Source organism: Micromonospora orduensis (genome assembly GCF_006228125.1).
In the GTDB taxonomy this organism is placed as follows: domain Bacteria; phylum Actinomycetota; class Actinomycetes; order Mycobacteriales; family Micromonosporaceae; genus Micromonospora; species Micromonospora orduensis.
In genome coordinates this window covers 1-16245 of sequence record NZ_VDFY01000243.1, presented here as the reverse complement: position 1 = coordinate 16245, position 16245 = coordinate 1, and the positions used below count along the sequence as shown (strand labels likewise).

The window sequence follows — 16245 nt, the reverse complement described above, 5'->3', positions numbered from 1 at the left end:
AGATAGGCTCCGGTCTCGTGGGCTCGGAGATGTCTATAAGGGACAGAGGGTGTCGAACACACGTACTGCTGGTGGCTGGGGAAGGGGTGCGGGTGCGGGTTCTGGGTGTCGACCCGGGGTTGACCCGGTGTGGGGTGGGCGTGGTCGAGGGCGTTCCCGGCCGGCCCTGCACGCTTGTCGCCTACTACGTGGTCTACACCGACCCGGCCGACGACCTGGCGCTGCGCCTGCTGCACCTGGACCGGTCACTGACCAAACTGGTAGCCGAGCACCAGCCGGAGAGCGTCGCCGTGGAGCGGGTGTTCAGCCAGCACAACGTGCGCACCGTGATGGGCACCGCGCAGGCCAGCGGCATCGCCGTGCTGGCCGGGGCGCGCGCCGGGCTGCCCGTGCAGACGTACACCCCGAGTGAGGTGAAGGCGGCCGTGACCGGCTCCGGTCAGGCCGACAAGGCGCAGATGACGGCGATGGTGACGCGGCTGCTGCGGCTGGACGAGCCACCGAAGCCGGCCGACGCGGCCGACGCGCTCGCCCTGGCCATCTGCCACGTGTGGCGCGGCGGGACCCGCTCCAAGCTGGCCGCGGCGGCCGACCGGGCACGACGAGGAGGAACACGATGATCGCCAGCGTGCGCGGCACGGTGACCGCGACGGGGCCGGACCTGGCCGTGATCGAGGTCGGCGGGGTCGGCCTGGCCGTGCACTGCGCCCCCGGCACACTGGCCGAGCTGCGGGTCGGCCAGACCGCACGACTCGCCACCAGCCTGATCGTCCGGGAAGACTCACTGACTCTCTACGGCTTCGCGGACGACGACGCCAGGGCGCTGTTCGAGCTGCTCCAGACCGCCAGCGGGGTCGGCCCGCGGCTGGCTCAGGCGGTGCTGGCCGTGCACACCCCGGACGCGGTCCGCAAGGCGATCGCCAACGCCGACACCGCCGCGTTGACCCGGGTGCCCGGGATCGGCAAGAAGGGCGCCGAGCGCCTGGTGCTGGAGCTGCGCGACCGGATCGGGCCGGTCTCGATCGGGCCGGACGGTGTGGGCGGCGTGACCGGCGGCGCCTGGCCCGACCAGGTCCGCCAGGCGCTCGTCGGCCTCGGCTGGACGGCCGGGCAGGCCGACCAGGCGGTGGCCGCCGTGGCGGAGACCATCGACGGGCCCACGCCGCCCGTGCCGGTCCTGCTCAAGCAGGCCATCCGCCTGCTGGGCCGTACCCGATGAGTGAGACCGAGGGGCTCGTCTCGGCGTACGTCAGCGACGCCGACCGGGACGTGGAGGCCACGGTCCGGCCGAGGCGGCTTTCCGAGTTCATCGCCCAGGACCGGGTACGCGACCAGCTCGACCTGTTGTTGCAGGGCGCGATGCGGCGGGGTTCGCCACCGGATCACATCCTGCTGTCGGGTCCACCGGGCCTGGGCAAGACGAGTCTGGCCAACATCGTCGCCGCCGAGCTGGGCGCGGGCATCCGGGTGACCAGCGGCCCGGCGATCGAGCGTTCGGGTGACCTGGCGGCGATCCTGACCAGCCTCGCCGAGGGTGACGTGCTGTTCATCGACGAGATCCATCGCATCGCGCGTCCGGCGGAGGAGCTGCTGTACAGCGCGATGGAGGACTTCCGGGTCGACGTGGTGGTCGGCAAGGGGCCCGGCGCGACGGCGATCCCGTTGGACGTGGAGCCGTTCACCCTGGTCGGTGCGACGACCCGGTCGGGTCTGTTGACCGGGCCGATGCGGGACCGGTTCGGCTTCGTCGCCCACCTGGACTTCTACGCCCCGGCCGATCTGGAGACGCTGCTGCACCGTTCGGCCCGGATCCTGGGTGTGCCGATCACGGCCGACGGCGCGTCCGAGATCGCCGGCCGGTCCCGGGGCACCCCGCGGATCGCCAACCGGCTGCTGCGCCGGGTCCGCGACTACGCCGAGGTCCGGGCCGACGGCGTGGTCACCCTGGGCACCGCCCGCAAGGCGCTGACGGTGTACGACGTGGACGCGCTGGGCCTGGACCGGCTGGACCGGGCGGTGCTGACCGCGCTTGTCGACTCGTTCCGGGGCGGGCCGGTGGGGTTGTCGACGCTCGCCGTGGCGGTGGGGGAGCAGCCGGACACGGTGGAGGAGGTCTGTGAGCCCTTCCTGGTGCGGGCCGGTCTGCTGGCGCGTACGCCGCGGGGTCGGGTGGCCACCGAGGCCGCCTGGCGGCACCTGGGCCGAACACCCCCGAATGGTACATTTGGTGTAGAAGTCCCACCAGTGCCCGATCTGTTCTCGTTGGAGACCGATCAGCCGTGATGTGAACGTGATCTGTGCCGCATTCGGTGTTCTCAGGTGCAGGGATTAGACTTCGCCGCGGTCTGTACGGGACGTGAGAATCCGCCTCCGCTCCGGCACTCCCGTGCCGGGCAGGTGGCCAATGGGAAGGTCAGTAACTGTGCATTACCTAGCAGCGGGCGGCGGGGCCGGCGGCTTCACGCCGATCCTGATGATCGCCCTGCTCTTCGGTGTCATGTACTTCATGATGATCCGCCCCCAGCAGAAGCGCCGCCGCGAGGCGGAGGCGATGCAGTCCGCGCTCGGCCCCGGCGACGAGGTCGTCACCATCGGTGGGCTCTACGGCACGGTCACGGGCGTCGAGGACGAGACCGTTCTGATCGAGGTCGCCCCCGGCGTGCAGACGCGCTACGCCCGGCCCGCCATCGCCCGGGTCGTCACCCGCGCGGAGCTGCCGAGCGAGCCGGTCACCGAGGACGCGGACACCGTCAAGGAGTGACCCTCCCTCCCGGGGTGGTGCCCTCCGGCGTACGGCCGGGTCGAGCCCTCCCCGGGGCCGTCGCGCCCGACGGGGCAGCGAACGAGACGTGAAAACTGGATAGTTGGGTCGACGCCGGGCGTCGGCACGTTCCCGTGACCGTCGGCGTCCCGCGTCGGCCCGTCCGGCCATCGTGTCGGCACCTCGCCGGCTCAGGTCAGACCCGTCGGCCGGGGCCCCCGGCCCGACACTCGCCGCCGCCGCTCGCAGCGGCGCGACCGTACAGGGAGACAGGACAACCGTGGCACCACCTCAGGGACAGATGCGCCCCGGCCGGCAGCTCGCCGTGCTCGGGTTCATCTTCGTGGTCCTCTACCTTCTGGTGTTCTTCGCGGGCGGTGCCAGCGGCAGTTGGAAGGACCGGCTCGAGCCACGGCTCGGTCTGGACCTGATCGGCGGCACCCGGGTGACGCTGGAGGCGACCAACTCCGTCGACGGCAAGCCTCCGACGGCGGACAACCTCGAGGAGGCCCGGCAGATCATCGAGAGCCGGGTCAACGCGTTCGGCGTGGCCGAGGCCGAGGTGGTCACCGAGGGCAACCGGAACATCGTCATCTCCCTGCCCGGTGAGAACCGCAACCTCGACGACGTCGGCGAAGCGGCCGAGCTGCGCTTCCGCAAGGTGCTCAAGGCCGCCGACGGCAGCGGGGCGGCCGCGGCGCCACCGGCCGCCACGCCGACCCCGTCCGGCGCCGCGTCGCCGACCCCGTCGGGCAGCGCCGCGCCGAAGGCGACCTCGTCGCCCAGCGGCGGCCAGGGCGGAATGGCCCCGGCGTCGCCCAGCGCCACGCCGACCCCGTCGGCATCCGCCTCGGCCTCGCCGAGTGCCGCCGCGCCGTCGCCGAGCGCCAGCGCCGAGCCGGTGCCGGCCAGCATCGAGGAGCAGCGCAAGGCCGTCGAGCAGAAGGTGGGCGCCGCCGCCTGGCAGGCCGCCAACGGTCTGCAGGCCCCGGCCGACCTGACCGCCGACCCGTCGCTGGCCGACAAGCTCAAGCCGTTCGGCACGCTGTCGCCGCAGGAGGTGGCGGTGCTGCCGGCGCAGATGCAGTTCAACGTGCCGACGATCGGCTGCGCGCAGCTCGACCAGCGCCCCCCGGCGTCGATCTCCGACCCGAAGCAGCAGGTGGTCTCCTGCGAGGACGGCGCCTCGAAGTACCTGCTCGACCAGGCCAAGGTGCTGGGCACGGACGTGTCCGACGCCGACGCGGTGCTCGACCAGACCAACTCCTGGGTGGTCAGCCTCGACTTCACCGGCAACGGCCAGGGCAAGTGGACCGCGCTGACCCGTGAGGCGTTCAACAACGAGGGCCAGGCCTGCGACGCGACCGCGCTGGGCCAGGACGGCAAGTGCCGGGTGGCCGTCGTGCTGGACAACGAGATCGTCTCCTCCCCGGAGATCCAGGGTGTGCTGACCGGTAACTCCCAGATCACCGGCAACTTCACCCAGAAGGACGCCAGCACGCTCGCCGGCCAGCTCCGCTACGGCGCGCTGCCGGTGACCTTCGAGCAGCAGGAGGCGCAGAACGTCACCGCCACGCTTGGCGCCAGCCACCTGCGGGCCGGTCTGCTCGCGGCCGGCATCGGCATGCTGCTGGTCATCATCTACGCGTTCTTCTACTACCGGCTGCTCGGCTCGGTGATCTTCCTGAGCCTGATCCTCTCGGCGCTGCTGGTCTTCGGCGCGCTCGTGGTGCTCGGCCGGCAGATCGGCTTCACGCTCACCCTCGCCGGCATCGCCGGCATGATCGTCTCGCTCGGTGTGGCGGCGGACTCGTTCGTCATCTACTTCGAACGGTTGAAGGACGAGATCCGGGAGGGGCGCAGCCCGCGCAGCGCGGTGCCCCGTGCCTGGATCCGCGCCCGCCGCACGATCATCTCGGCCAACGCGATCACCCTGCTCTCGGCGGTGGTGCTCTACGTGGTCTCGGTCGGCACGGTCAAGGGCTTCGCCTTCGCCCTCGGCCTGGCCACCGTGCTGGACCTCGTGGTGGTGTTCCTCTTCCGGCACCCGATCATGACGATGTTCGCCCGGACCCGGGCGTTCCTGTCCCCGCGGGTCAGCGGTCTGGGCCGGGCGCTTCCGGCCCGCACCCAGCAGACTCAGCCCCGCAACCCGCGCGCCAAGGAGGCCTGAGATGGCTGCTAACGGTCTGGCGAGCCGCCTCTACAACGGCGAGGCCGGTCTCAACATCGTCGGTAAGCGCAAGCTCTGGTTCGGCGTCGCCGGTGTCCTGATCCTGATCGCGATCCTCAGCTTCGGGCTGCGCGGCTTCAGCCTCGGCATCGAGTTCGCCGGCGGCAACTCGTTCCAGGTGCCGGCCAGCGTCGGCACGCTTGACGACGCCGAGCGGGAGGTCAACTCGGCCCTCGCCGCCGAGAACACCGGCGTCGAGGTGGTCACCACGCAGAAGGTCGGCGGCCCGGGCGGCGACTCGTACGAGCTGCGCACGCCCCAGCTCAGCGCCGAGCAGGCCACCGCGGTCAAGGCCCAGATCGCCGACGACCTCGGCATCAACGTCGACGAGATCAGCAGCAACCAGGTCAGCGAGGCGTGGGGCAGCCAGGTCACCGAGCGGGCAGTGCTCGGTCTGGTCATCTTCATCGCGCTGGTGATGGTCTACCTGATCCTGCGCTTCGAGTGGCGGATGGCCGTGGCCGCGGTCGCCTCGCTGATCACCAACCTGATCCTCACCGCCGGCATCTACTCGCTTGTCGGCTTCGAGGTCACCCCGTCGACGATCATCGGTTTCCTCACGATCCTGGGCTTCGCGCTCTACGACGTGGTGGTGGTCTTCGACAAGGTCCAGGAGAACACCCGGGGCATCACCGCCAACAACAACCAGACGTACGGCGAGGCGGCCAACCTGGCCGTCAACCAGAGCCTCATGCGGTCGCTGAACACCTCCGTGGTGGCGCTGCTGCCCGTCGGTGGTCTGCTCTTCATCGGTGCCGGCCTGCTCGGCGCGGGCACGCTGAAGGACCTCGGCCTGGTGCTGTTCGTCGGTATGGCGGTGGCGTTCCTGACCTCCATCCTGGTGGCGACGCCGCTGCTGGCGCTGCTGAAGAACTACGACCCGCGGATCCAGGCGCACAACAAGCGGGTGCTGACCCGCCGGGGCGCCTTGGCCCGCGGTGAGGTCACGCCGAAGGGCGCCCCGAACCCGGCCCAGTCCGACGGCACCGACGCGGAGCCCGACCCGGACGCGGCGGCGCTGGCCGGTGCCGCGCCGAAGGTGGGCGCGCGGCCGGCGGGCAAGCGGCCGACCGGTGCCCGGGGCGGTCGCCCCGGTGGCGGCGGCAACCGGCCGGGTGGCGCCAAGCGGCGCTGACCGGCCCCCGGGGCAGACCCGGGAGGAAACGCCCGAACGGCGTCCGGCATGCTGTGCGAGCAGCATCGCCGGACGCCGTCGTCGTCGGAAGGGAAACGGAACAGTCGTGACGGAGACCCACAGCACCGCCGCGCGCGGGGACAGCGGCCCGGAGACCGCCCGGCTGGTGGCCAGCCGGGTGCTGGACGTGCCCGACTTTCCCCAGCCCGGCGTCCTGTTCAAGGACCTGATGCCGTTGTTCGCCGACGGGAAGGTGTTCCGCGAGGTGGTCGACGGGATCGTCGGGTACCACGGGCGGGACGGCTTCGACGTCGTGGTCGGCATCGAGGCGCGGGGGTTCGTCGTCGCGGCGGCCGTCGCGTACGCGGCCGGGGTGGGTGTGGTGCCGGTGCGCAAGGCCGGCAAGCTGCCCCGCGTGGCGCACTCGGTCTCCTACGCCCTGGAGTACGGCGAGGCGACCCTCGAGGTGCACGAGGGCGCGTTCACCGCCGGGCATCGGGTGCTTGTGGTCGACGACGTGCTGGCCACCGGTGGCACCGCCGAGGCGACGCTGGATCTGGTCGAGCGGGCCGGCGGCACCGTCACCGGTTTCACCGTGCTGCTGGAACTCGGCTTCCTGGCCGGACGGGAGCGGCTGGCGCCGCGTCCCGTCCATGCCCTGCTGACCGTTTGAGCCCGACCGTGGTGGTCGCCCCGGCCGTCGACCGTCCGGCGGAGCGGCAGGGGACCGTCCGTGCGGGTAGCATTGCCCTTTGCTGACGCCGGCGGTACCCCGTCCGGCGGCACGAGACCAGGCCGGCCGATGTTCGGCCGGTGTGTTTCCGGCGAGCGGTGAGGAGGCCGGTGTCCCACGATGTCGTCCCTCCGGTGGAGGGCACGGTGCATCCGACAGGCGACGCTGACGGCTCGGTGACCGAGCGGACGGGTGACACGCCAGCCCGGGTGACGGGCAACGGCAACGGCAGAGCCCCGGGCGAGAGCGCGGTGCTCCCGGCCAGCGCTCCGCCGGCGGCGGAGGCGGGCGCCGACGGGGTCGTCGTCCCGTTCCCGACCGACGCCGGTGTCGACCCGTCCCCGAGTGGCGGCTTCGGGCTGTCCAACGCGCCCACCGGCCGACGGGTCCGTGCCCGGCTGGCCCGGTTCAACGCGCCGTGGCAGACCTCGCAGGTCAGCGAGGTGCTGGAGCCGCTCATCGCGAGCCATCGGGAAAACCACCCGAAGGCCGACGCGCGGCTGCTCCAGCGCGCCTTCGACACGGCCGCGCGGTGGCACTCCGGGCAGTACCGCAAGTCCGGCGACCCGTACATCACGCACCCCCTTGCCGTGGCGACCATCCTGGGCAACCTGGGGATGGACACCACCACGCTTGTCGCCGCGCTGCTGCACGACACCATCGAGGACACGGAATACACGCTCGACGCGATGCGCGCCGACTTCGGCGGCGAGGTCGCGCTGCTGGTCGACGGCGTCACCAAGCTCGACAAGGTCAAGCTGGGCGACGCGGCGAAGGCCGAGACGATCCGCAAGATGGTCGTGGCGATGGCCAAGGACCCGCGGGTGCTGGTGATCAAGCTGGCCGACCGGTTGCACAACATGCGCACCCTGACCTTCCTGCCCCGCCCCAAGCAGGAGCAGAAGGCCAAGGAGACGCTGGAGATCCTGGCGCCCCTCGCGCACCGGCTCGGTATGAACACGATCAAGTGGGAGCTGGAGGATCTGGCCTTCGGGACGCTGTTCCCGAAGCGCTACGAGGAGATCAACCGGCTGATCGGGGAGCACCAGCCGCAGCGGGAGTCGCTGTTGCGGCAGGTCACCCAGAAGGTCGGCACCGACCTCAAGGCCGCCAAGATCAAGGCAGAGACCACCGGTCGGCCGAAGCACCTCTACTCGATCTACCAGAAGATGATCGTGCGGGGCCGTGACTTCAACGACATCTACGACCTGGTGGGTGTGCGGATCCTGGTCGACACGGTTCGCGACTGCTACGCGGCGCTGGGCGTCATCCACGCCAACTGGCAGCCGGTGCCGGGCCGGTTCAAGGACTACATCGCGATGCCCAAGTTCAACATGTACCAGTCGTTGCACACGACTGTCATCGGGCCCACCGGCAAGCCGGTGGAGATGCAGATCCGCACGTACGCGATGCACCGCACCGCGGAGTTCGGCATCGCCGCGCACTGGAAGTACAAGGAGCACAAGGGCACCCAGATCGTCGGCCCGCCCGCGCACATCGACGAGATGACCTGGCTGCGGCAACTGCTGGACTGGCAGCGCGAGGCGGCCGACCCGAGCGAGTTCCTGGACGCGCTGCGCTTCGACCTGTCCAGCCAGGAGGTGTACGTCTTCACCCCCAAGGGTGACGTCATCCCGCTGCCGACCGGGTCGACGCCCGTGGACTTCGCGTACGCGGTGCACACCGAGGTGGGGCACAAGTGCATCGGGGCGCGGGTCAACGGCAAGCTGGTGCCCCTGGAGTCGACGCTGTCCAACGGCGACGTGATCGAGATCTTCACGTCGAAGTCCGAGACGGCGGGCCCCACGCAGGACTGGCTGGGCTTCGTCAAGAGCCCCCGCGCCCGGACGAAGATCCGCCAGTACTTCAACAAGGAGCGCCGCGAGGAGGCGATCGAGGCCGGCAAGGACGCGATCGTCAAGGCGATGCGCAAGCAGGGCATGCCGTTGCAGCGGATGCTCACCTCCGACGCGCTGATGTCGATCGCCCGGGACCTGCACCTGGCCGACGTGGCGTCGCTGTACGCGGCGGTCGGCGACAGCCAGGTCTCCGCCCAGTCGGTCGTGCAGAAGCTGATGGCCGCGTACGGCGGCGAGGAGGGCGCGGCGGAGGACATCGCCGAGACCGCCGTCGCCACCCGGCCGCCGCGCAGCCGGCAGAGCAGCAGCGACCCCGGTGTCGTGGTCCGGGGCGTCAGCGACGTCTGGATCAAGTTGGCCCGCTGCTGCACGCCGGTCCCACCGGACTCGGTGTTCGGCTTCGTCACCCGCTCCGGCGGGGTGAGCGTGCACCGCGACGACTGCGCCAACGCCGAGGACCTGCGGGCGCAGAGCGAGCGGGTCGTCGAGGTGAGCTGGAAGCTCACGTCCGCCTCGACGTTCCTGGTCGCCATCCAGGTCGAGGCCCTGGACCGGCACAAGCTGCTGGCCGACGTCACCCGGGTGCTCTCCGACGAGCGGGTCAACATCCTCTCCGCCACCGTCACCACCACCCGCGACCGGGTGGCGGTGAGCCGGTTCAGCTTCGAGATGGCCGACCCGAAGCACCTGGGCCACCTGTTGGCCACGGTCCGCAAGGTCGACGGTGTGTTCGACGCGTACCGGGTCACCTCGGGCGCCTGAGGCGTACCCCGGACACGACAGCGCCCGCCGGCTGAGCCGGCGGGCGCTTCGCTGTCTGCCCTGGTGTCAGCCCTGCGGCGGGCTCATGGTGAGGTCGGAGATGACGACCTCCTTCTTCGGGTGGCCACCACCGGCCTGCTGGGCGAACGCCCCGTCGTCACCGGCCTTGGCCACGTCCTTGACGATGTCCATGCCGCCGGTGACGCTGCCCAGCACCGTGTACGCCGGGTCCAGCGGCGAGTCGCCGTAGACGATGAAGAACTGGCTGCCGGTGCTGCCCGGCTGCCCGGAGTTGGCCATCGCGATGACGCCCTCGGGGTACGGCGGGCGCTTGTCGGTGGGCAGGTTCTCCTCCGGCAGCCGGAAGCTCGGGCCGCCGGTGCCGTCGGTGTCCCGCCAGCCCTTGCCGGTGGCGCTCGGGTCACCGCACTGGAGCACCTTGATGCCCTCGGTCACCAGGCGGTGGCACTTGGAGTTGTCGAAGAAGTTCTTGTCCGCGAGGAGGGTGAACGCCCCCGCCGTGCACGGCACCAACGACCGGTCGACCTTGGCCGTGATCGGGCCGAGGTTTGTGGTGATCGTCATGGTCTGCACACCCGTGGCGGACTGCTGGTTGCTCGGCAACCCGACATCCTTGATCTGCGGGGACCGCTGGTCGGCCGGCAGCTCGTTGTAGACGCACTCGGACGCGCCGGCCGCCGGTGCGGCGGTGTCGGTCTTGTCGTCGTCGCCGCCGAGGGTGGTCGCGAGCCAGACGGTGCCGGCGACCACGAGCACCAGCACGGCGGCCGCGCTGACGATCGCCTGCGTCTGGCGGCGCTTGCGGGCCTTGCCCGCCCGCTCGGCCATCTCCTTCTCGAGTCGGGCGCGTGCCGCCGCGCGCTGCCGCTCTCTGGTGGACGTCACGCCTGGATCCTCCTGGCTGTCTGTTTCCGGGTGCCGCTCGGGTGGGTGGTGCGACCGGTCAGCCGGCGCTCGGGCTGCTGGCCGGGGCGCCGGACGTCGACGCTGCCGCGCCGGTGGCCGGCTCGCCGACCGTGAGGCTCTGGATCACCACATCGGTCTTGGGCTTGACCTTCGCCCCGGTCCCATTGTCCACGGTCGGCAGGGCGCCGATTTTCTCGACCACGTCCAGACCGCCGGTGACCGTGCCGACCACCGGGTACTTGGGGTCGGTGGTGGTGAAGTCCTTGAAGAAGATCAGGAACTGGCTGCCGTTGCTGCCCGGCGGGTTGGAGATCATCGCCACGGTCCCCTTGGGGTACGTCGGCGGCTGGCCGGGCGCCGGGCTGGCCGACGGGGACGCCGACGGCACGGTCGGCACCTCCTCGTCGTAGAACGAGTAGGTGGGCCCGCCGAGTCCGGTGCCGCTGGGGTCGCCGCAGCGCAGCGCCCCCTCGGCGGTGATCTCGTGGCACTTGGTGTTGTCGTAGAACGACCGGCTCGCCAGGTGGGCGATGCTCGCCGCCGCGCACGGCGAGTTGGTGAGGTTCAGTTCGGCGGTGATCGGCGCGCCCTGGTTGGTGGTCACGGTCATCGCCCGGGTGCCGGCGGTCGGCAGGCCCTTGGTCTCCGGCGTACCGACGTCCTTGAGGTTAATGTTGGCCGTCGCGTCCTGCGGCGTCCAGAGGCAGGTGTCCTCCGCGGCCGTGTTCTGCTTCGGGTCGGAGTCGAACGCCCCCAACGCCCACGCCGAGCCGGCCACGATCAGCACGAGGACCAGCGCGGCGCCGACACCGGCCTGGATCTGCCGACGCCGCCGCGTGGCGGCGGCCCGGCGGGCCAACTGTCGGTCGAGCTTGGCACGCGCCAGTTTGCGCTGCCGGTCCCTGCTGGAAGCCACAGGTGCTCCCCTCTCCTTCGCCAGGTCGTCGCCGGCGGCCGGGCGTCCCGGCCCGTCCGGGCGTCACGTGTGCCGCGCCACACGCCCGCCAGAGTGTACGGCTAGCGACTGGGAATGTGGTGTACGAGGTCCACCCCGCCGCGAGCAGCGCTTATCGGGCGATGTCACTGTGCTGGGCGGGGCCGGCGGGACGGACGCGACAAACCGGTTCGCCCGGCCGGATAGGCTGCTGGGCAGGACGACAGTTCGACGGAAGGACAGCGCCCGTGCTCGTGGCCGGCTTTCCCGCCGACGCCTTCGGCACCAACTGCTACGTGGTGGCGACCGCGCCGGGGGAGCAGTGCGTGGTGGTCGACCCCGGCATCGGGGTGCTCGACCAGCTCGACGCGTTGCTCGCCGAGCACCGCCTGCACCCGGCCGCCGTGCTGCTCACCCACGGCCACCTCGACCACACGTTCTCGGTCGCGCCGGTCTGCGGCGCGCGCGGCATCACCGCGTATGTGCACCCCGGCGACCGGGAGATGCTGGCCGACCCCGCCAAGGGCCTGTCCACCGACCTGACGTCGCTCTTCGGCGGCCGGTTGAGCTACACCGAGCCGGAGGACGTGGCGGAGCTGACCGACGGCGCGACCCTCACCCTCGCCGGGCTGGAGATCGCCGTCGACCACGCCCCGGGCCATACCGGCGGGTCGGTGCTGTTCCGGCTGCCCGGCGCGGGCTCGGGCTGGGAGGCGGACGAGATCTGCCTCTCCGGCGACGTGCTCTTCGCGGGGTCGATCGGCCGCACCGACCTGCCGGGCGGGAGCATGCCGGCCATGCTCACCAGCCTGCGCGACAAGATCCTCCCGCTGGCCGACGACACCGTCGTCCTGCCCGGCCACGGTCCGAGCACCACCATCGGCCGCGAGCGCGCCAGCAACCCGTACCTCGTCGAGGTGGCCGGCACGTCGCCGGCCGCGCCCACCCGGGGCCTCTAGTTCTTCGTCCGCGCCGCGCGCGGACCCACGACATCACCGCGCCGTGTGGGCGCGGCACCGCAAGGAGTACGCCGATGAGCAAGCCCACGCCCATCTCCGGTTTCCCGGAGTGGACCCCCGGTCAGCGGATGGTCGAGCAGTTCGTGCTCGACAAGATCCGGGCGACCTTCGAGCTGTACGGCTTCGCCCCGCTGGAGACCCGCGCCGTGGAGCCCCTCGACCAGCTCCTGCGCAAGGGGGAGACCTCCAAGGAGGTCTACGTGATCCGGCGGCTGCACGCCGACGCCGAGGGCGCCGGCGGCGACGACCAGCTCGGGCTGCACTTCGACCTGACCGTGCCGTTCGCCCGGTACGTGCTGGAGAACGCCGGCAAGCTGGCCTTCCCGTTCCGCCGCTACCAGATCCAGAAGGTGTGGCGCGGCGAGCGGCCGCAGGAGGGGCGTTACCGGGAGTTCATCCAGGCCGACATCGACATCGTCGACCGGGACACCCTGGCGCCGCACCACGAGGCGGAGATGCCGCTGGTGATCGGCGACGCCCTGCGCTCGCTGCCGATCCCGCCGGTGACCATCCAGGTCAACAACCGCAAGATCAACGAAGGCTTCTACCGGGGCATCGGGTTGACCGACCCGGAGGCGGCGCTGCGCGCGGTGGACAAGCTCGACAAGATCGGCCCGGCGAAGGTCGCCGAGCTGCTGGCGCAGACCGCCGGGGCGAGCGAGTCGCAGGCCAAGGCGTGTCTGGCGCTGGCCGAGATCTCCGCGCCGGACGCCTCGTTCGCCGACGCCGTCCGCGCGCTGGGGGTCACCGACCCGCTGCTGGACGAGGGCATCGAGGAGTTGGTCCGGGTGGTGGAGACCGCCGCCGAGCACTCGCCCGGCCTCTGCCTGGCGGACCTGCGCATCGCCCGCGGGCTGGACTACTACACCGGCACCGTCTACGAGACCCAGATGCGCGGCTACGAGCGGTTCGGCTCGATCTGCTCCGGCGGCCGGTACGACAACCTGGCCACCGCCGGCACTGTCTCGTACCCCGGGGTGGGGATCTCGATCGGGGTGACCCGGCTGCTCGGGCTGCTCTTCGGCGCGGGCGAGCTGTCGGTCTCCCGGGAGGTGCCGACCGCCGTGCTCGTCGCGGTGACCAGCGAGGAGCGGCGTACGGCAAGCAACCGGGTGGCCGAGGCGCTGCGGCGGCGCGGGGTGCCGACCGAGGTGTCGCCGAGCGCGGCGAAGTTCGGCAAGCAGATCCGCTACGCCGAGCGGCGGGGCATCCCGTACGTCTGGTTCCCGGGGGCCGACGGCGCGCCGGACGAGGTGAAGGACATCCGCTCGGGTGAGCAGGTCACGGCCGTCGCGGGGGAGTGGATGCCGCCCCGGGAGGACCTGACTCCGAAGGTTGGCTGAGCTTCCTGACTGGCGCGTACGGCCGCGGGGACCTACGGTAGCGTAAGTTACGCCACCGTAGGGAGCTTCTCGTGACCATGAGCACCACACTCAGCCAGACCGCACTCCTCGTCGAGTTGGAGCCGGTGGTTGCCCGCAACCTCGACCGCCACCTCTCCCTGGCCAAGGAGTGGTTCCCGCACGAGTACGTGCCGTGGAGCGAGGGGCGTACCTTCGACGGGCCGCTCGGCGGCGAGGCGTGGTCGCCGACCGACTCCACCATTCCCGACGTGGCGCGTACGGCGCTGATCGTGAACCTGCTGACCGAGGACAACCTGCCCTCCTACCACCACGAGATCGCCACCCTGTTCGGCCGGGACGGCGCGTGGGGCACGTGGGTGCACCGGTGGACGGCGGAGGAGGGCCGGCACGGCACGGCCATCCGTGACTACCTGACGGTCAGCCGGGCGGTGGACCCGGTGGCGCTGGAGCGGGCCCGGATGACGCACATGTCCGCCGGGTACGTCAACGCGCACGACGACGAGGTGCTGCACTCGCTGGCGTACGTCTCGTTCCAGGAGCTGGCCACCCGGATCTCGCACCGCAACACCGGCAAGGCCACCGGTGACCCGGTCTGCGAGGCGCTGCTGGCCCGGGTCGCCGCCGACGAGAACCTGCACATGGTCTTCTACCGCAACCTGCTCGCCGCCGCCTTCGAGCTGGCCCCGAGCCAGGCCATGCGGGCCGTCGCCGACGTGGTGGCCGACTTCCAGATGCCCGGCAACGGCATCGACGGCTTCGCCCGCAAGTCGGTGGCGATCGCCCTGGCCGGCATCTACGACCTGCGTCAGCACCGCGACGAGGTCCTCCAGCCGGTGCTGCGCCAGTGGGACGTGTTCAACGTGACCGGCCTGGACGCCGACGGCGAGGCCGCCCGCGAGGAGCTGGCAGCCCAACTGGAGACCCTGGAGAGCGCGGCACGCCGCTTCGAGGAGAAGCGCGACGCCCGAGCAGCCCGACTGGCCCTGCGCTGACCCCGCCAGGGCCCACCGGCCCACGCTGCTGATCATGAAGTTGTCGCCCACCGTGTTGGCGTGTCATGGCGACAACTTCATGATCAACCCCGGTCAGGGGAGGGGAAACAGGAGGCAGGTGCTTGTCGCGTGGGCTGTCAGGCGGCCGCTCGCGTCGGTGATGCGGGCCTCGGCCAGGGCCGTGCGCCTGCCGCGTTGCAGCACCGTGCCCTCGCACCGCAGCGTGCCGCTGTCCACCGTGACCGGGCGGAGGAACTTCACGTTCAGGTCCAGCGAGGTGTAGCCGACGCCGGCGGGCAGCGTGGTGTGCACGGCGCAGGCGGCGGCGGTGTCCAGCAGCGTCGACAGGACGCCACCGTGGACGCTGCCGAGCGGGTTGTAGTGGAACTCCTGCGGGGTCAGCTCGACGACGACCCGTCCCTCGTCGGCCTCCATCCGCGCCATGTCGATCAGGTCCATCACCGGTGGTCCGGCCAGCTCGCCGGCGATCATCGCGCGGAGCATCTCGATGCCGCTGCGCTGACCGACCTGCGCGGCGTTGGCCGCCGGGTCCGACCAGGTGAAGGTACGGCTGCGCGCCGGCTCCTGCGTCTGTGTCATGGACGCAGCGTGGCAGCCCATTGCTGAGTCTGTCAATGAGACTTAGCCTGGGCGGATGAGACCCGCGGCACTGGACTGGTCAGTGGACAACTGCACCATCGCGCGCGCCATGGTGATCCTCGGCGAGCGGTGGACGCTCGTGGTGCTCCGTGAGGTGTTCAACGGCGTACGGCGCTTCGACGACATGCGGGTGCGCACCGGCATCCCGCGTCAGGTGCTGACCAACCGCCTGACCGCTCTGGTGGGGCAGGGCGTGCTGCGCCGCGAGCCGTACCGGGAGCCGGGCAGCCGGCTGCGCCACGAGTACCGGCTGACCGAGAAGGGCCTGGACCTGTGGCCGGTGCTGGTCGCCGTGCTCGGGTGGGGCGACCGGTACCTCGCCGATCCGGAGGGCTCGCCGTTGAGCGTGGGGCACCGCGACTGCGGAGCGGAGGTGCGCGTCACGCTGCGGTGCGCCGACGGGCACGAGGTCGACGAGCCGCGCGACGTGCTGCCCCGCCCGGGTCCGGGCGCCCACCGCCGTACCCCCTGAGGCCGACTGCCGGACGATCGGCGCCACCTCCGGCTCGCGGGTCGCGTGACCCGCTAACGCATCGATGGCCATGCGTGTCCGAAACGGATCCGGCGCCCGTCCGGTGTGACGCCTGGTGTCGGCGATCGTGTCGGGGGTGTTGCGGGCATGTGGCCGACGAAGATTAGCGAATCCGGCGAAATCAAGTCTTGTCAACGATCTCAAGCATGTGAATACTTCAGTTCACCCCGGGCGGTTTCCCCTGATCGGCCGGGTTGCCCTCGGGTCAGCCGTCCCCGGCGAGACCCGTATCCCCCGCCCAGGAGGTTTGTTACATGCGACCCACGAGGTCCTCGTTCCGTGTTGCGGCCACCGTCGCCGTGGCCGGAAGCCTGGTCGTCGGCACGCTCATCGG

15 protein-coding genes are annotated in these 16245 nt (G+C 71.2%); 12 read left to right on the top strand and 3 right to left on the bottom strand.

Going from position 1 to position 16245, the window contains the following annotated elements:
• The first annotated feature begins 92 nt into the window (after window positions 1-92).
• From ruvC to FHG89_RS27420, 8 genes are all read left to right on the top strand, one after another.
• Window positions 93-620, top strand: coding sequence for a crossover junction endodeoxyribonuclease RuvC (gene ruvC, locus FHG89_RS27455; RefSeq protein ID WP_139587305.1), 528 nt, complete (start codon window positions 93-95; stop codon window positions 618-620).
• Entirely contained in the window at window positions 617-1219 is a 603-nt protein-coding gene (gene ruvA, locus FHG89_RS27450; protein ID WP_139587304.1) for a Holliday junction branch migration protein RuvA, read from the top strand. The genes ruvC and ruvA overlap by 4 nt, the downstream gene beginning before the upstream one ends.
• Window positions 1216-2283, top strand: a complete 1068-nt coding sequence (ruvB, locus tag FHG89_RS27445) for a Holliday junction branch migration DNA helicase RuvB (RefSeq protein ID WP_139587303.1) — start codon at window positions 1216-1218, stop codon at window positions 2281-2283. Before ruvA ends, ruvB begins: the two co-directional genes overlap by 4 nt.
• Before the next feature lie 121 nt (window positions 2284-2404).
• Window positions 2405-2761, top strand: coding sequence for a preprotein translocase subunit YajC (yajC, locus tag FHG89_RS27440; RefSeq protein WP_139587302.1), 357 nt, complete (start codon window positions 2405-2407; stop codon window positions 2759-2761).
• A gap of 280 nt (window positions 2762-3041) precedes the next feature.
• Window positions 3042-4934 carry a protein translocase subunit SecD gene (secD, locus tag FHG89_RS27435; RefSeq protein ID WP_208761129.1) on the top strand — a complete coding sequence of 631 codons (1893 nt, stop codon included), beginning with the start codon at window positions 3042-3044 and terminating at the stop codon, window positions 4932-4934.
• Between the two features lies 1 nt (window position 4935).
• Window positions 4936-6129, top strand: a complete 1194-nt coding sequence (gene secF, locus FHG89_RS27430; protein WP_139587301.1) for a protein translocase subunit SecF — start codon at window positions 4936-4938, stop codon at window positions 6127-6129.
• Window positions 6130-6235: 106 nt separating this feature from the next.
• Window positions 6236-6802 (top strand): adenine phosphoribosyltransferase, encoded by a 567-nt coding sequence (locus tag FHG89_RS27425; RefSeq protein WP_139587300.1) that lies wholly within the window; start codon window positions 6236-6238, stop codon window positions 6800-6802.
• 170 nt (window positions 6803-6972) lie between these two features.
• Window positions 6973-9483 carry a RelA/SpoT family protein gene (locus FHG89_RS27420; protein WP_139587299.1) on the top strand — a complete coding sequence of 837 codons (2511 nt, stop codon included), beginning with the start codon at window positions 6973-6975 and terminating at the stop codon, window positions 9481-9483.
• 66 nt (window positions 9484-9549) lie between these two features.
• Here the strand turns inward: FHG89_RS27420 and FHG89_RS27415 are convergent, their stop codons facing one another.
• Window positions 9550-10389, bottom strand: a complete 840-nt coding sequence (locus FHG89_RS27415) for a peptidylprolyl isomerase (RefSeq protein ID WP_139587298.1) — start codon at window positions 10387-10389, stop codon at window positions 9550-9552.
• A 58-nt stretch (window positions 10390-10447) separates the two neighbouring features.
• Window positions 10448-11326, bottom strand: coding sequence for a peptidylprolyl isomerase (locus tag FHG89_RS27410; RefSeq protein ID WP_139587297.1), 879 nt, complete (start codon window positions 11324-11326; stop codon window positions 10448-10450).
• A gap of 266 nt (window positions 11327-11592) precedes the next feature.
• On the opposite strand from FHG89_RS27410, the gene FHG89_RS27405 reads away from it, so the two are divergent.
• From FHG89_RS27405 to FHG89_RS27395, 3 genes are all read left to right on the top strand, one after another.
• A complete protein-coding gene (locus FHG89_RS27405; protein WP_139587296.1) occupies window positions 11593-12303 on the top strand; it encodes an MBL fold metallo-hydrolase in 711 nt (236 codons plus the stop codon).
• Between the two features lie 74 nt (window positions 12304-12377).
• On the top strand, window positions 12378-13706 hold the full coding sequence (hisS, locus tag FHG89_RS27400; protein ID WP_139587295.1) for a histidine--tRNA ligase: 1329 nt from the start codon (window positions 12378-12380) through the stop codon (window positions 13704-13706).
• 77 nt (window positions 13707-13783) lie between these two features.
• Window positions 13784-14719, top strand: coding sequence for an acyl-ACP desaturase (locus FHG89_RS27395; protein WP_139587306.1), 936 nt, complete (start codon window positions 13784-13786; stop codon window positions 14717-14719).
• A gap of 93 nt (window positions 14720-14812) precedes the next feature.
• Here FHG89_RS27395 and FHG89_RS27390 read toward each other — a convergent pair whose 3' ends face one another.
• Window positions 14813-15319, bottom strand: coding sequence for a PaaI family thioesterase (locus FHG89_RS27390; RefSeq protein WP_139587294.1), 507 nt, complete (start codon window positions 15317-15319; stop codon window positions 14813-14815).
• Between the two features lie 55 nt (window positions 15320-15374).
• Here FHG89_RS27390 and FHG89_RS27385 point away from each other — a divergent pair, with 55 nt between their 5' ends.
• Window positions 15375-15851 (top strand): winged helix-turn-helix transcriptional regulator, encoded by a 477-nt coding sequence (locus tag FHG89_RS27385; RefSeq protein WP_139587293.1) that lies wholly within the window; start codon window positions 15375-15377, stop codon window positions 15849-15851.
• The last annotated feature ends 394 nt before the right edge of the window (window positions 15852-16245 follow it).

Excerpts from the sequence above, each read along its gene's own strand:
- FHG89_RS27390 (WP_139587294.1), bottom strand. The coding sequence starts at position 15,319 with ATGACACAGACGCAGGAGCCGGCGCGCAGCCGTACCTTCACCTGGTCG.
- hisS (WP_139587295.1), top strand. The coding sequence starts at position 12,378 with ATGAGCAAGCCCACGCCCATCTCCGGTTTCCCGGAGTGGACCCCCGGT.
- secF (WP_139587301.1), top strand. The coding sequence starts at position 4,936 with ATGGCTGCTAACGGTCTGGCGAGCCGCCTCTACAACGGCGAGGCCGGT.
- FHG89_RS27395 (WP_139587306.1), top strand. The coding sequence starts at position 13,784 with ATGAGCACCACACTCAGCCAGACCGCACTCCTCGTCGAGTTGGAGCCG.
- FHG89_RS27385 (WP_139587293.1), top strand. The coding sequence starts at position 15,375 with ATGAGACCCGCGGCACTGGACTGGTCAGTGGACAACTGCACCATCGCG.
- ruvA (WP_139587304.1), top strand. The coding sequence starts at position 617 with ATGATCGCCAGCGTGCGCGGCACGGTGACCGCGACGGGGCCGGACCTG.
- ruvB (WP_139587303.1), top strand. The coding sequence starts at position 1,216 with ATGAGTGAGACCGAGGGGCTCGTCTCGGCGTACGTCAGCGACGCCGAC.
- yajC (WP_139587302.1), top strand. The coding sequence starts at position 2,405 with ATGGGAAGGTCAGTAACTGTGCATTACCTAGCAGCGGGCGGCGGGGCC.